The following is a 13,945-nucleotide window of genomic DNA, read 5'->3' as shown; positions in this document are numbered from 1 at the left end:
AAATGTAAAGGTTTTTATCGAAATTTTTTAGAATGATGGAAAAATAGGTTAAGATGGCAATGAAATTGCATCTCATTAAATAGCACAGAGGAAGATTAAATGAGCGAAATCAATTTGTCGGATTTGCCTAAAACAGAAATAGTGGATGTCCATATTGCTTCAGTATGGTCACGGGTCGCAGCATATTTGTTGAATTATTTATTTAATGTAATTATTTTTTTACCCTATTATTATATTTTATATACTGAGACAGCAGCAATTGCCAAGCAGAAAAATATTGCTTTTACACAAGAGCTTATAATAAGTGTCAGCGAGCGGGCCGATATGACACAGATGCTAGGATTGACCTCTATCGTATATTTAATTGTCGGTATTGTTCAGCTTTATTACATGAGCCGCTATGGTCAATCCTTGGGTAAAAAGATCATGCGTATTCGAGTATTGAAAAGCAATGGCAGCAATCCGGGTTTTCTTGGTACGGTATTGGTACGAGAAGTTGCATGGGGCTTAATTGTACTTGCCATTGTGTTTGCTGTATACTTTGTATTAAAAGGAAACATTTTAATTTATTCACTACTGATCACACTGATCAACTTCATCATGCTCTTCTCCGTCAAACGCGACCGCCGCACGCTCTACGATATGCTGGCCGATACGGTTGTCGTCAAATTGCCGCCACGCCGATAAATGGCTTTTTTGTGTTAAAATCAGCACTTTCCAACATAGGCCGTCTGAAAAATAGTTTTCAGACGGCCTTTCGACACGCTATTGATTCCATGAAAAAACACCTGTACCGCATCACGCTCGTCAGCATTGCCGCAGCCATTCTTGCCGCCTGTCCGAGCAAAAGCATTAAAAACCTCCCCGAAACCGACACCAGCGTTATCAAAGGCCCCGACCGCCCCACCGGTACGCCCGATCCTGTCGGTACGACAGTGAGCGGGGGAGGAGCAAACTACACCGTAGTTTCCTACAACGAATTGCCGCACTGGGACCTCCAACACTTTACCAAAAGCCTGCAGTCTTTCCGTTTAGGCTGTGAAAAACTTAAAAACCGCCAAGGCTGGCAGGACGTTTGTATCCAAGCCATGCAAACACCGGTGCACCATTTCCAAGCCAAGCACTTTTTCGAGCGCTATTTCACCGCATGGCGCGTCGATAACGGCGGCAATCCTGCCGGCACCATTACCGGCTATTACGAACCGGTCCTGCACGGCGACGATAAGCCCACAAGCCAATCCCGTTTCCCGATTTACGGCATTCCGAACGATTTTGTTTCCGTTCCACTGGCTGCAAACTTGAGAGGCAGCAAAGCCACCGTCCGCATTCGCCAAACCGGCCAAAACAGCGGCGTCATCGACAATAGCGGCACATACACGGTCGATTTGTCCAGATTCCCGATTACTGCACGCAGTACTGCGCTGAAAGGCCGTTTTGAAGGCAGCCGCTTTGTTCCTTACTACACCCGCAGCCAAATCAACGGCGGCGCGCTTAACGGCAAAGCGCCGATTTTGGGTTATGCAGATGACCCGGTCGAACTTTTCTTTATGCACATTCAAGGTTCAGGCCGTCTGAAAACACCGTCCGGCAAATACATCCGTGTCGGATTTGCCGATAAAAACGAACATCCGTATGTTTCCATCGGCCGCTATATGGCGGACAAAGGCTATCTGCCGCTGGGTCAGACCAGCATGCAGGGCATCAAGGCCTATATGAAGCAAAACCCCGGCCGCCTTGCCGAAGTTTTGGGACAAAACCCAAGCTACGTCTTCTTCCGCGAGCTGACCGGCAGCAGTGATTCAGGCCCGGTGGGCGCATTGGGTACGCCGTTGATGGGCGAATACGCCGGTGCTATCGACCGTCACTACATCACGCTTGGCGCACCGTTATTTGTTGCCACTGCCCATCCGACCACCAAAAAAGCCCTCAACCGCCTGATTATGGCGCAAGATACCGGCAGCGCGATTAAAGGCGCGGTCCGTGTGGATTATTTCTGGGGTTATGGCGACGAAGCAGGCGAAGTGGCCGGCAAAATGAAAACCACCGGCTATGTATGGCAGCTCCTGCCCAACGGCATGAAACCGGAATACCGTCCATAAACAGCGGTTTAAAAAAGCCGTCTGAAACCAAGATTCAGGTTTCAGACGGCCTTTTTATTTCTATAAAAATGCGGCAGGTTTTAAAAACCTGCCGCGGTATGGGGACATACAGCTCGGACGGTAAGCCGGGTTCTGTCGCGGACAGTCATTCCTCTAGGCACATCATTGCTGGTGTGCTCAAGCAACCTACCCGAACGCTCGGCGAGCAGCGTCATCGCGTTCTGTTTGGTCTTGCTCCGAATGGGGTTTAGCCTGCTGCGCTTTGTTACCAAATGCACGGTGCGCTCTTACCGCACCTTTTCACCCTTACCTGTTTTGCCCGAAGGCAATCATCGGCGGTATTGCTTTCTGTTCCACTTTCCGTCGCGTTGCCGCGCCCGGCCGTTAGCCGGCATTCTGCTCTGTGGAGCCCGGACTTTCCTCCCCGTATGCCTTACGCGATACGCGGCGACTGTCTGTCCGACCTGTATGAGGTGCGGATTATAACACAGCCGCCATAGGGTTCAGACGGCCTAAATATTTATTTTTTCTTTTTAAATGCTATTTCGGTCAAACCCAATTCCTGTGCTTTTTTGCGAACTGCGGATTCGGGCATTTCGCGTGCCAGGCGGCTGGTGCAGTATTCGGTCATGGTGGTGGCGCAGGCTTTGAAGTTGCCGGTAAAGTCGCTGGCGGCACTTAAAAACGGAATGAGGCGGCCGGCCATGATTTCTTCGGCCGGTGCGTCTGTTTGGGCGGATACGCGTCCGGACTCGACCGCCGAGAAAATTTGTTCTGTAAAGCGTCGGGCGAAGTTTTCTTCTGTTTGGCAGTCTTGGAATGCGGTGTTTTCGTGTTGGCAGACAAGGGTAACTTCGCCTTGAGCTTCTTGCAGCGGTTCGGCCAAATCGAGTTTGAGGGTTTGCTTGTCGGTTTGCAGCCAGGCGGTGCGGCCTTGGGTTTTGATGATTTTGCCGTAAACGCCGATGGCATCGTTTTTGGGGATGTTTTTCTGTTCGGCAAGTTGCTGGGCCGAGAATAAGGGGGCTTGTTCGGCAAATGCGCCGCCGGTTTCGTGTTTGAAGTAGGCGGCGAGGTCTTGTTTGATGAGGGCTTGGGTCAGTAGTTTTTCGCCTTCGGTCAGGCGGTGTGCGAAGCCGTGTGTTTTTGGGGTGGATGCGGCATCCGTGGTCTTGGTGTCCGGTGTGCAGGCGCTCAGGAGTAAAAGCAGGGGAAGGATGTATTTCATGGTTGGTCTCTCAACAGGCCGTCTGAACCTATGGTTTCAAACGGTCAGCGTTGTTTATCGATAACGATAAACCCGGCGGGGATAAACGGGATAGGCCGGGTAATTGCGGACGGGTTCGCTGTCTTGATAGATGACGGTCGTCCCGGGCGGGGCGTTGATGGTCACGGTTTTGTTGACGGTGGTTTGCGAGTGGACGGGCAGGTCTAAGACAGCGGTGCGTCCATACGGGGTCTCGGTATAGACGCATGCGCTTAGAAGCAAGGCGGCACTCAGGACGGCAGTTTTCATGTTTCAGACGGCCTTATTTGAGCAGGTTTTTCAGGGCCAGGCGTACGCCTTCGCCGACTTCCGTGCCTTTGGGAATGCCTTTGGTGGCGGCTTTGGCTTCGCGTTCGTTGTAGCCGAGGGCAAGCAGGGTGTTGATGATGTCTTGGCTTTCGTCGGCAACGGCAACAGGTGCAAACAGGCCGTCTGAAACGGTATGGGACACGAGTTTGCCGCGCAGTTCCAACACCATGCGCTCGGCGGTTTTCTTGCCGATGCCGGGCGCGGAGGAGAGACGTTTGACGTCTTCTTCGGCGATGGCTTGCGCCAGCTCGTCGGCATTCATGGCCGACAAAATGCCCAATGCGGTTTTTGCACCGATACCGCTGACTTTGACCAGTTGGCGGAAGGTGGCGCGTTCCTCGGCTGAGGCGAAACCAAACAGCAAATGTGCGTCTTCGCGGACGACAAGCTGGGTGTAGAGATGGACGGTTTCGCCAACGGAGGGCAGGTTGTAGAAAGTCTGCATGGAAACGTCGGCTTCATAACCGACGCCGTTGACGTCAATAACGACCTGCGGTGGATTTTTCTCAATCAATTTGCCTGTGAGCCTGCTGATCATGGTGCTCCCCTGTGATTAAAAAAGGCCGTCTGAAACCTTGCAATCGGGTTTCAGACGGCCTTGTATTGTATCAAACTTCAGCGGTAACGCGGACGAAATCAGATGGCGGATGCCAGGTTCAGATGACGGGCGCGTTCGCCTGCTTCGGCGGCACGTTCTTGGCTGCTGAACGGACCCATTTTGACAACGTATTCGTAGTTGCGTTTTTCAAGCATGACTTTGCTGTCTGACGGCAGGCTTTGTGCGGCTTGGTTCAAATAAGCCTGTGCTTCGCGTTGGGTACCGAAGGATTTCAAATCAACAAAAAATTCTTTGTTGTTTGGGGAAATAATGGTTTGAGCGGCGGTTTGGCCGGGGATGATCTGCTCAACTTTGACGTTGGCCGTGCCTTGGTTGATGAAACCCAATTGTTGGGCGGCGGCTTTGGAAACATCGATGACGCGGTTGCCGTGGAAAGGGCCGCGGTCGTTGACGCGGACGATGACGCTTTTGCCGTTTTGCATATTGGTCACGCGTGCGTAGCTGGGAATAGGGAGGGTTTTGTGTGCGGCGGAGAGGGCGTTCATATTGTAACGCTCGCCGCTGGAAGTTTTACGGCCGTGGAATTGGTTGCCGTACCATGAGGCTTTGCCGGTTTGGCTGAAAGAGGAAACTTGGGTCAGCGGCGTGTAGCGTTTGCCGGCAACTTTGTAACTGCGGTTAGCAGAAGGATGCAGTTTTTCGACTCGGACCACGCTGTCGGCGACGGCGGCATTGATGGAGAGGACGCCGATGGTGGCGGCGGCTAGGGAAAGGAGGGTTTTTTTAGTAAAAGTCAAAACGGGTTCCGTTCTTGAGTTGATAACGCATCGGTTTCAGACGGCCTGTTATACGCCGCCGGCAAAACCGTTTTGTCGCCATGCTTCAAACAGAATGACGGCGACGGTATTGGAAAGATTCATACTCCTGCTGTCGGGCATCATCGGCAGGCGGATTTTTTGTCCGGCAGGCAGGCTGTCGAGAACTTCGGCAGGCAGGCCGCGTGTTTCGGGACCAAACAGCAACACGTCGCCTTCGCGGAAGGAAACTTCGTCGGGGCGGGTAGAGCCTTTGGTGGTCAGCGCGAAAATGCGGCGGCCTTCAAGGGCCTTGAGGCAGTCTTCGAAATTCTCATGTACCGTCAGTTTGGCAAACTCGTGATAATCCAAACCCGCGCGTTTCATTTTGGACGAATCCAGCGGAAACCCAAGCGGCTTGACCAAGTGTAAATCGGCACCGGTATTGGCGCACAGGCGGATGATATTGCCCGTATTGGGCGGGATTTCGGGTTGGTACAAAACTATGGTAAACATATAAATCAATCACTTATAGAGTGGCATAATGCCGAAATGTTCCATGGGTGTCAAAAACTTTAAGCTATTTTTTCATTGACGGACGCGCCAAACTCCAGCAAAAAATCTTACCTGCGCCTGATTTTTTCAGCGTTTTCGCCAATTCGTTTAAAGTCGAACCGGTGGTAAAGACATCATCAATTAACAGAATATTACACGCCTTCGGCAATTCAGCTTTGATTTTAAATGCATTCTTGATATTTCGCCGACGTTCGTCGCTTTTCAGCGTACTTTGCGGCTCGCTATGCCGTCTGAAAACCGCGTGGCGCGGCAGCAGCGTCCAGCCGTAGCGTTTTGCCAAAATATCCGTCAACGCCTCGCTTTGGTTGAATCCGCGCTTGAGCCGCCGCTCTTTGCTCAAAGGCATGGGCAGGACGAAATCGAAGTGTTCCGTCGCCAGCCAGTCCGGTGCGTTTTGGCTCATCAAATCCGCCAAAGGACGGCTCATGCCCAAATCCGCCAAGTGTTTCAGCTCGCGTATCATGCTGCTGACGGGCGGTTCGTAATACAGCGAGGCCCACATTCTATCAAATGCGGGCGGCTTTTTCTGACAACTGCCGCACACTGCCCCGCCCGCGATATGGCGGAAACACAAAGGGCAGCTTTGTGCCGCGTCGATAAAATATTCCGTCAAATCGTTTGCGCAGCCTCGGCAAAGGCCGTCTGAAACGGAATCGTGGCATAATACGCAACGTCGCGCATTGAGCTGTTTCAAACTGCGCCACCAAGAAAGAACATTCATGCCACACTCCGCCAAAAAAGTTTATCTGATACACGGTTGGGCGGCGAACCGCCATGTATTTGACGATTTGATACCGCGCCTGCCTGCCGATTGGGACGTCCACGCGCTTGATTTGCCCGGACACGGCGATGCGCCTTTTACCGAGCCGTTTGATATTGCCGCCGTTGCCGAAGCCTTCGCCGGACAAATCGACACACCGGCACACATTCTCGGCTGGTCGCTGGGCGGACTGGTTGCCCTGTATTTGACCGCGCTTTATCCCGACAAAATCCAATCGCTCTGCCTGACGGCAAGCTTTGCCCGATTGACTGCCGACACGGATTATCCCGAAGGCTTGGCGCAACCTGCCTTGGGCAAGATGGTCGGCGCATTCCAGCAGGATTATGCCAAACATATTAAACAGTTTCTACAGCTGCAACTGCTGCACACTCCCCATTCCGGCGAAATCTTAAACCGGGTGCTGCCTGATTTGGCGCGCTGCGGCACGCCTTCCGCCTTACAGGCCGCGCTTGAAGCGGTCAACCATGCCGACGCGCGTCCGCTGTTGCCGCTTATTCAAACGCCGTCACTGCTGGTGTTTGGACAGAAAGACGCCATTACGCCGCCGCGCATGGGCGAATATTTACACCGCCATTTGAGCAACAGCGAGCTGGTCCTTATCGACAAAGCCGCACACGCGCCCTTTTTAAGCCATGCCGAGGAGTTTGCCGAAATTTACCGCAATTTTGTCGAAAAGGCCGTCTGAAACAGCCTTCAACCATAAAAACAGAATATTGTCGGGCAAAGCCCGCTGACACGACCCACCATGACCGAACAAGACAAACGCTGGCAAATTCACCGCCATCTCGCCCAAGACACAGACGAGCGCCTGCAGCTGGTCCGCAATGCACCCAAACGCATCATGCTGATTGGTGCCGATGCCGACATCAGCCGCAGCCTGCTGGCCGCGCGTTATCCCGACGCCGTGTTTGAAGAATACGATCCGAATGCCGAATTTTTGAAAACCGCCGCCGCCGCGCGCAAAGGCGGTTTCTGGCAGAAGCTGACCGGCAAAACCATTCCGCAGCATTGCCAAGCCCTGACCGTGCCGCTGCCTGAAGCTGCCGCCGATATGTTGTGGGCCAACCTCAGCCTCAGCCGCGCCGACGATATTTTGCCGGTATTGAAAAACTGGGCCGCCGCTTTGAAAACTGACGGATTATTGTTTTTCACGCACTTTGGCCGCGACAGCCTGACCGAACTGACAGGCCGTCTGAACCATGAAGGCATCGAATGCGAAGCGCCCATGCTGATTGATATGCACGACTTGGGCGATATGCTCGCCGACAACGGCTTTTACGATCCGGTAACCGACACGGCCAAGCTTGAGTTGAGCTATAAAAAAGCCGGGACGTTTTGGCAGGACATGGAAACCTTGGGATTGTGGAATGCGTTGAAGTTCAGCAATCCGCAAGCGGCTAAGGAATGTGTGGATCAGATTTTTACTAACGAAGGCCGTCTGAACATCACGCTTGAAACCGTGTACGGCCATGCTGTGAAGAAATTGATGTTGCCGCAAGGGGAGAACGTGGTGCAGTTTTTCCCGAAACGGCAGGGCTAGTTTGGTTGCCGTTTCCGGTAGGATTTACACTGCGATTGCGTATTGTGGAATGCAGTTTGGCGTTTGTATCGATTGCCTGCGCTGTTTAATATGTATGAAAAAGGCCGTCTGAAAACTTTTCAGACGGCTTTTTGTTTGATTCCAAATTAAGCCTGTTTGGCTGCCCATTCGGCCGGAGTGGCGGCAACGGAAATAGACAGCGCGTGCAATTCGTTGCTTTCGAGTTGCGGCTTGAGGCCGTCTTTAATCAGGCGGTGGCGGGCGAGGCGGGCTTTGCCTTCAAATGAGGAGGAAACGATTACGGCGAAGAAGTGATGGCCGTCGCCTTCGACTTCGACGTGTTCGCAAGGGGTAACGCCTTCAATCAGGGTTTTGACTTGTTCGGGTAAAAGCATGGGGGTTCCTTGGGAAATGGTTTGCTTGTAAAAGAGGGCATTATACCGAATCTTGATAAAAACAGGCCGTCTGAAAAACCAAACTTCGGATTTCAGACGGCCTCGGTCTTTTGAAGCGTCAAATGCTTATTCGTACACTTTCAGCAGCTCGACTTCAAAAATCAAGGTCGCATGCGGAGGAATCACGCCGCCGGCACCGTGTGCGCCGTAGCCCATTTCGGAAGGAATGGTCAGCTTGCGTTTGCCGCCTTCTTTCATGCCGCCGAAGCCTTCGTCCCAACCTTTAATTACTTGGCCGACGCCTAGAGTGATGGTCAGCGGTTGACGGCGGTCGAGGCTGGAGTCGAATTTGGTACCGTCTTCCAACCAGCCGGTGTAATGTACGGTGATTTCTTTGCCTTTGACGGCTTCTTTGCCGTGGCCTTCTTGCAAGTCTTCAATAATCAGGCTCATGATGTTCCTTTCGGATGTATGGTGAAAATCGGTTCAAGATTACCATATTGTGTGGAATCGTGAAACAAATGCGCCCATATGGCCGGCAACAAAAAGGCCGTCTGAAACGGATTTTCAGACGGCCTTGTTTTATGCTAAACCTTATTTGTTGTCAGGTTGGGATTTGACATCGTGGGAGACGGGCAGCTCAGGCATGGTTCGGGCAGACTCTGGAACATTGCCGGAGAGGGCTTTCAAGAAGGCAACGATGTTTTCAGTGTCTTCCGGAGCCAAGGTTTTACCCAATTGCGCTTTCGCCATGATGTTGACGGCTTTATCCAGTTCCCAAACGCTGCCGTTGTGGAAGTATGGGTAGGTGCGTTCGACGTTTCTCAAGCCGGGAACACGGAAGAAGAATTCGTCTTCGGCTTTTTTGGTTACGTCCGCACGGCCTTTGTCGTGTTTAGGATCGTCGATGTGTTTCCAGTAAGGGCCATCCACCAAACCGAATTTTTGGAACATAGTACCGCCCAAGTTGACGCCGCTGTGGCAGGACATACAGCCATTGTCCATAAATGCGCGTACACCTTTGCGTTCTTGTTCGCTCAGGGCGGATACGTTGCCTTTGAGGTAGTCGTCCCAACGGGTCGGGGTCAGCAGGGTGCGTTCAAACGCGCCCAATGCGGTGGTGATGTTTTTGAAGGAAACCGCGCCGTCTTCAGGGAATGCGGCTTTGAATTTCTCTTGGTATTCGGGAATGCCGGCGATTTTGGCGGCGGCATCGGCTTCGGTCGCGTTGGCCATTTCAACCGGGTTGAGCAATGGGCCGCCGGCTTGTTCTTCCACATCGGCGGCACGGCCGTCCCAGAATTGGCTGCCCAACAAGGCGGCATTCAGGGCAGTTGGGGGGTTACGGGCGCCGAATTGGCTTTTGTGGCCCGCGCTGGTCGGCATGTTGTCCACGCCGGCCGTTGCCAAGTTGTGGCAGGAGTTACAGCTGACGGTATTGCCTTTGGACAGGCGGGTTTCGTACCAAAGTTGTTGGCCGAGTTTGACCTGCTCTTCGGTAAACGGACGGATTTTTTGCATTTCGGCCGCATCAGGCAAAGGTTTGAACACGGCTTGTGCGCGTTCCAACAGGGCTTTGTCTTCGGCAGAAACATCGGCGGAATTTTGAGGGGCTGAAACGGCGGCGGTGCTTGCGGCAGCATCGGCAGCACTCGCGGCAGAAGCCGCTTGAGGGGTTTCGGTTGTTTGAGCCGTTTTCTCGCCGCAGGCGGTCAGCGAGGCAGAAACGGCCAAAGCCAAAGCGATTTGGTGGAGTTTTAAACGTGGCATAGGAGGGTTCCTTTGTTATGCGTTTGTTATGTCATGGATTGCTGATTGCACCAGCAATATGCCAACTATAAAAGATAAGGTGGTTTTAATTTTTGTTGTAAATCAACCTTTTAAATTTGATAAATTTTGAAAATATCACTGATAGGGAAATTTATACTATGGAACTTTTTTATTATTTATTTACAATTGCTTAGATAAATTAAGGCCGTCTGAAAAAATAAAATTCAGACGGCCTTTTAGTTTTTATTGATTACGTCCGTTATTTTATTTTAAAAAATCTTAATAAATATAGAGCTATTAAAAAATAAAAATAATTTGCGTTATTAAGCATAAAGCGTTATAAATGCGTTAACAAATGAACATTTCACTTTAGAGTTTTTTATGCTGATTGCTTTATTGATTATGCTGCGCGAGGGCATCGAAGCCGCCCTGATTGTCGGCATTGTTGCCAGTTTTTTGAAACAGTCGGGACACAGCGAGCTGATGCCGAAGGTTTGGCTGGGCGTGTTTTTGGCTTCGGTCATGTGTTTGGGTATTGGTTACGGCATTCATTCCGCTACTGGCGAGATTCCGCAAAAAGAACAGGAATTGGTGGTCGGCGTCATCGGCCTGGTGGCCGTGGCCATGCTGACGTACATGATTTTGTGGATGAAAAAGGCTGCACGTTCGATGAAACAACATCTTCAGGATTCTGTTCAGTCGGCCTTGAACCGCGGTAGCGGCCAGGGGTGGGCCTTAGTCGGCATGGCGTTTTTGGCTGTGGCGCGCGAAGGTTTAGAGAGCGTGTTTTTCCTGCTGGCCGTGTTCCAGCAAAGCCCGACGTGGTCTATGCCGATAGGCGCGGTATTAGGGCTGTTGGTGGCGGTTGTCATCGGTACGCTGATTTATCAGGGCGGTATGCGCCTGAACTTGGCGAAATTTTTCCGTTGGACGGGCGCGTTTTTGATTGTAGTGGCGGCCGGTCTGCTGGCCGGTTCGTTTCGCGCGCTGCATGAGGCCGGCGTATGGAATGTGATGCAGGATATTGCTTTCGACACATCGAAATATTTGCATGAAGACAGCCCTTTAGGCGTGCTGCTCGGCGGTTTCTTCGGTTATACCGACCACCCGACCGAAGGCGAAGTCCTGATTTGGCTGCTGTATCTGGTTCCCGTCATGATTTGGTTTTTGCGCGGCAGTGCGCCAGCAAAAACGTTAACTAAATAAAAAGGAATGAAAGTGAAAAAATTCAATCTGACTGCTTTGTCCGTAATGTTGGCTCTGGGTTTGACCGCGTGTCAGCCGCCTGAAGCCGAAAAAGCCGCGCCTGCCGCTTCAGGCGCATCCGCTGCCGCTAATGCCGACGGTTCGGTCAATATCGGCGTGAACGATACTGCTTGTGAACCAATGGAATTGACCGTCCCCAGCGGCCAAGTCGTGTTCAATATCAAAAATGACAGCGGCCGCAAGCTGGAATGGGAAATCCTCAAAGGCGTGATGGTGGTGGACGAGCGTGAAAACATTGCCCCGGGTTTATCCGACAAAATGACCGTTACCCTGCTGCCGGGCGAATATGAAATGACTTGCGGCCTGTTGACCAATCCGCGCGGTAAGCTGATTGTTACCGACAGCGGCTTCAAAGATACTGCCAACGAAGCCGATTTGGAAAAACTGGCGCAACCGCTCGCCGACTATAAAGCTTACGTTCAAGGCGAGGTTAAAGAGCTGGTGGCGAAAACCAAAACCTTTACCGAAGCCGTTAAAGCCGGCGACATTGAAAAGGCCAAATCCCTGTTTGCCGCCACCCGCGTCCATTACGAACGTATCGAACCGATTGCCGAGCTTTTCAGCGAACTCGACCCCGTCATCGATGCGCGTGAAGACGACTTCAAAGACGGTGCGAAAGATGCCGGATTTACCGGCTTCCACCGTATCGAACACGCCCTTTGGGTAGAAAAAGACGTATCCGGCGTGAAGGAAATTGCAGCCAAACTGATGACCGATGTCGAAGCACTGCAAAAAGAAATCGACGCATTGGCATTCCCTCCGGGTAAGGTGGTCGGCGGCGCGTCCGAACTGATTGAAGAAGTGGCGGGCAGTAAAATCAGCGGCGAAGAAGACCGTTACAGCCATACCGACTTGAGCGACTTCCAAGCCAATGTGGAAGGCTCCAAAAAAATCGTTGATTTGTTCCGTCCGCTGATCGAAGCCAAAGACAAAGCGTTGTTGGAAAAAACCGATGCCAACTTCAAACAGGTTGAAGACATTTTGGCGAAATACAAAACCCCGAACGGTTTCGAGCTGTACGACAAACTGAGCGAAGAAGACCGCAAAGCCCTGCAGGCGCCGATTAATGCCTTGGCAGAAGACTTGGCCAAACTGCGCGGCATTTTGGGTTTGAAATAAGATAACGCGTTTTCAGACGGCCTTTGGATATTGAAAGGCCGTCTGAATCTTATTGCCGCCCACACAAATATGCTTGAAAACTGACCTTACTTCACACGATTGCAATCTTTCCGTTCCCTGCCAAGGAGCAGACCATGAGCCAAAACAAACAACCGGCACAACCCGAAAAACGAACCCTTTTCAAAACTGCCCTTGCCGCCGGCGCCATCGGCGTTGCTGGTTATTTTGCCGGCAAAAAACAAGGCGAAGCCGCCGCCGATACCCAAAACAACCAACATTCCGAGCTGGCCTATCCGTGTTACGGCGAGCATCAGGCAGGCATCGTCACGCCACACCAGCTCTTCGGCATCATGTGTGCCTTTGACGTTACCGCCAAAGACGCCAAACAACTTGAAAACCTGTTCCGCGCCCTGACCGCCCGCATCGAATTCCTCACCCAAGGCGGCGAATACCAAGACGGCGATGACAAGCTCCCGCCTGCGGGCAGCGGCATCCTCGGCAAACAATTCCGCCCCGACGGATTGACAGTTACCGTCGGCGTCGGCAGCAGCCTCTTTGACGACCGCTTCGGCCTCAAAGACAAAAAGCCGAAACACCTGCAGGAAATGCGCGACTTCCCCAACGACAAACTCCAAAAATCTTGGTGCGACGGCGACCTCAGCCTGCAAATTTGCGCATTCTCCCCCGAAACCTGCCAAGCCGCCCTGCGCGACATCATCAAAAATACCGCCCAGTTTGCCGTTATCCGCTGGAGCATAGACGGTTGGCTCCCTAAAGCCGAACCCGGCGCCATTGCCGCGCGCAACCTTTTAGGTTTCCGCGACGGCTCCGGCAATCCCAAAGTCGAAGATCCCAAAGTCGCCGATCAAGTCCTGTGGACAGGCGTTGCCACCAACAGCTTGGACGAACCGGCATGGACGAAAAACGGCAGCTATCAGGCTGTCCGCCTCATCCGCCACTTTGTCGAGTTTTGGGACCGCACCCCGATGCAGGAACAAACCGATATTTTCGGCCGGCGCAAATACAGCGGCGCGCCCATGGACGGTAAAAAAGAGGGCGACACCGCCGATTTCGCCAAAGACCCCGACGGTAAAATCACGCCCAAAGACAGCCATATGCGCCTTGCCAATCCGCGCGATCCGGAGTTCATGAAAAAACACCTGCTCTACCGCCGCGCCTTCAACTACTCACGCGGCCTTGCCGCCAACGGCCAGCTCGACGTCGGCCTGATTTTCATCTGCTATCAGGCCAACCTTGCCGACGGTTTCATCTTCGTGCAAAACCTGCTCAACGGCGAGCCGCTGGAGGAATACATCAGCCCGTTTGGTGGCGGCTATTTCTTCGTCCTGCCGGGTGTCGAAAAAGGCAGCTTCCTCGGCAAAGAACTTTTGGGCGTATAAATCCGCCGATGGTTTGAATAGATAAATAAAAAGGCCGTCTGAAACCTGATTTCCAGATTTCAGACGGCCT

The 13,945-nt window shown here is 52.3% G+C and carries 16 protein-coding genes and 1 other RNA gene; 7 read left to right on the top strand and 10 right to left on the bottom strand.

The features are described 5' to 3' along the window. Positions 1–99 precede the first annotated feature (99 nt). Positions 100–687 (top strand): RDD family protein, encoded by a 588-nt coding sequence (locus ACTHTY_RS03525; RefSeq protein WP_440366494.1) that lies wholly within the window; start codon positions 100–102, stop codon positions 685–687. Between the two features lie 89 nt (positions 688–776). Further along, a complete protein-coding gene (mltA, locus tag ACTHTY_RS03520; protein WP_440366676.1) occupies positions 777–2,099 on the top strand; it encodes a murein transglycosylase A in 1,323 nt (440 codons plus the stop codon). Between the two features lie 105 nt (positions 2,100–2,204). Here mltA and rnpB read toward each other — a convergent pair. The 7 genes from rnpB to ACTHTY_RS03485 all read right to left on the bottom strand — a co-directional run bounded on the left by rnpB (position 2,205) and on the right by ACTHTY_RS03485 (position 6,325). Next, an RNA gene (gene rnpB / locus ACTHTY_RS03515) (RNase P RNA component class A) lies at positions 2,205–2,566 on the bottom strand. Positions 2,567–2,619: 53 nt separating this feature from the next. Next, the gene (locus ACTHTY_RS03510) at positions 2,620–3,327 is read right to left on the bottom strand and encodes a hypothetical protein (RefSeq protein ID WP_107723933.1); all 708 of its coding nucleotides are present in this window, start codon (positions 3,325–3,327) and stop codon (positions 2,620–2,622) included. 54 nt (positions 3,328–3,381) lie between these two features. Then, positions 3,382–3,615: a methionine-binding protein gene (locus tag ACTHTY_RS03505; protein ID WP_070712458.1), complete on the bottom strand. Its 234-nt coding sequence runs from the start codon at positions 3,613–3,615 to the stop codon at positions 3,382–3,384. A 13-nt stretch (positions 3,616–3,628) separates the two neighbouring features. Beyond that, entirely contained in the window at positions 3,629–4,213 is a 585-nt protein-coding gene (ruvA, locus tag ACTHTY_RS03500) for a Holliday junction branch migration protein RuvA (RefSeq protein WP_070749706.1), read from the bottom strand. Between the two features lie 98 nt (positions 4,214–4,311). After that, complete coding sequence (locus ACTHTY_RS03495; RefSeq protein WP_070695227.1) at positions 4,312–5,031, bottom strand: septal ring lytic transglycosylase RlpA family protein; 720 nt, start codon at positions 5,029–5,031, stop codon at positions 4,312–4,314. Positions 5,032–5,079: 48 nt separating this feature from the next. Next, a complete protein-coding gene (gene trmL / locus ACTHTY_RS03490; RefSeq protein WP_049329344.1) occupies positions 5,080–5,544 on the bottom strand; it encodes a tRNA (uridine(34)/cytosine(34)/5-carboxymethylaminomethyluridine(34)-2'-O)-methyltransferase TrmL in 465 nt (154 codons plus the stop codon). Positions 5,545–5,608: 64 nt separating this feature from the next. Next, the gene (locus ACTHTY_RS03485; protein ID WP_440366493.1) at positions 5,609–6,325 is read right to left on the bottom strand and encodes a ComF family protein; all 717 of its coding nucleotides are present in this window, start codon (positions 6,323–6,325) and stop codon (positions 5,609–5,611) included. Here ACTHTY_RS03485 and bioH point away from each other — a divergent pair. Further along, positions 6,324–7,070 (top strand): pimeloyl-ACP methyl ester esterase BioH, encoded by a 747-nt coding sequence (bioH, locus tag ACTHTY_RS03480; protein ID WP_440366492.1) that lies wholly within the window; start codon positions 6,324–6,326, stop codon positions 7,068–7,070. The genes ACTHTY_RS03485 and bioH overlap by 2 nt on opposite strands. A gap of 60 nt (positions 7,071–7,130) precedes the next feature. After that, positions 7,131–7,925: a class I SAM-dependent methyltransferase gene (locus tag ACTHTY_RS03475; RefSeq protein ID WP_440366491.1), complete on the top strand. Its 795-nt coding sequence runs from the start codon at positions 7,131–7,133 to the stop codon at positions 7,923–7,925. Positions 7,926–8,071: 146 nt separating this feature from the next. Here ACTHTY_RS03475 and ACTHTY_RS03470 read toward each other — a convergent pair whose 3' ends face one another. From ACTHTY_RS03470 to ACTHTY_RS03460, 3 genes are all read right to left on the bottom strand, one after another. Beyond that, positions 8,072–8,320, bottom strand: a complete 249-nt coding sequence (locus tag ACTHTY_RS03470) for a BolA family protein (protein ID WP_003686612.1) — start codon at positions 8,318–8,320, stop codon at positions 8,072–8,074. 126 nt (positions 8,321–8,446) lie between these two features. Further along, complete coding sequence (locus tag ACTHTY_RS03465; protein ID WP_094192864.1) at positions 8,447–8,776, bottom strand: FKBP-type peptidyl-prolyl cis-trans isomerase; 330 nt, start codon at positions 8,774–8,776, stop codon at positions 8,447–8,449. Between the two features lie 138 nt (positions 8,777–8,914). Continuing rightward, positions 8,915–10,090: a cytochrome-c peroxidase gene (locus ACTHTY_RS03460; protein WP_440366490.1), complete on the bottom strand. Its 1,176-nt coding sequence runs from the start codon at positions 10,088–10,090 to the stop codon at positions 8,915–8,917. Positions 10,091–10,471: 381 nt separating this feature from the next. On the opposite strand from ACTHTY_RS03460, the gene efeU reads away from it, so the two are divergent. The 3 genes from efeU (at position 10,472) to efeB (ending at position 13,875) form a co-directional block, all read left to right on the top strand. Further along, positions 10,472–11,296 carry an iron uptake transporter permease EfeU gene (gene efeU / locus ACTHTY_RS03455; protein WP_049322979.1) on the top strand — a complete coding sequence of 275 codons (825 nt, stop codon included), beginning with the start codon at positions 10,472–10,474 and terminating at the stop codon, positions 11,294–11,296. Between the two features lie 12 nt (positions 11,297–11,308). Next, positions 11,309–12,475 (top strand): iron uptake system protein EfeO, encoded by a 1,167-nt coding sequence (gene efeO / locus ACTHTY_RS03450; protein ID WP_004519217.1) that lies wholly within the window; start codon positions 11,309–11,311, stop codon positions 12,473–12,475. Between the two features lie 134 nt (positions 12,476–12,609). Continuing rightward, entirely contained in the window at positions 12,610–13,875 is a 1,266-nt protein-coding gene (gene efeB / locus ACTHTY_RS03445; RefSeq protein ID WP_440366489.1) for an iron uptake transporter deferrochelatase/peroxidase subunit, read from the top strand. Positions 13,876–13,945: the final 70 nt, after the last annotated feature.

Origin of the sequence: Neisseria sp. P0019.S002, assembly GCF_051957155.1 — a bacterium.
Classification (GTDB): Bacteria; Pseudomonadota; Gammaproteobacteria; order Burkholderiales; family Neisseriaceae; genus Neisseria; species Neisseria perflava.
The sequence above is the reverse complement of the archived record's forward strand: the minus strand, read 5'-3'. Positions and strand labels throughout refer to the sequence as shown.

Coding starts and splice junctions, on each gene's coding strand:
- ACTHTY_RS03525 (WP_440366494.1), top strand. CDS start 100: ATGAGCGAAATCAATTTGTCGGATTTGCCTAAAACAGAAATAGTGGAT.
- mltA (WP_440366676.1), top strand. CDS start 777: ATGAAAAAACACCTGTACCGCATCACGCTCGTCAGCATTGCCGCAGCC.
- ACTHTY_RS03510 (WP_107723933.1), bottom strand. CDS start 3,327: ATGAAATACATCCTTCCCCTGCTTTTACTCCTGAGCGCCTGCACACCG.
- ACTHTY_RS03505 (WP_070712458.1), bottom strand. CDS start 3,615: ATGAAAACTGCCGTCCTGAGTGCCGCCTTGCTTCTAAGCGCATGCGTC.
- ruvA (WP_070749706.1), bottom strand. CDS start 4,213: ATGATCAGCAGGCTCACAGGCAAATTGATTGAGAAAAATCCACCGCAG.
- trmL (WP_049329344.1), bottom strand. CDS start 5,544: ATGTTTACCATAGTTTTGTACCAACCCGAAATCCCGCCCAATACGGGC.
- bioH (WP_440366492.1), top strand. CDS start 6,324: ATGCCACACTCCGCCAAAAAAGTTTATCTGATACACGGTTGGGCGGCG.
- ACTHTY_RS03485 (WP_440366493.1), bottom strand. CDS start 6,325: ATGAATGTTCTTTCTTGGTGGCGCAGTTTGAAACAGCTCAATGCGCGA.
- ACTHTY_RS03475 (WP_440366491.1), top strand. CDS start 7,131: ATGACCGAACAAGACAAACGCTGGCAAATTCACCGCCATCTCGCCCAA.
- ACTHTY_RS03470 (WP_003686612.1), bottom strand. CDS start 8,320: ATGCTTTTACCCGAACAAGTCAAAACCCTGATTGAAGGCGTTACCCCT.
- ACTHTY_RS03460 (WP_440366490.1), bottom strand. CDS start 10,090: ATGCCACGTTTAAAACTCCACCAAATCGCTTTGGCTTTGGCCGTTTCT.
- efeU (WP_049322979.1), top strand. CDS start 10,472: ATGCTGATTGCTTTATTGATTATGCTGCGCGAGGGCATCGAAGCCGCC.
- efeB (WP_440366489.1), top strand. CDS start 12,610: ATGAGCCAAAACAAACAACCGGCACAACCCGAAAAACGAACCCTTTTC.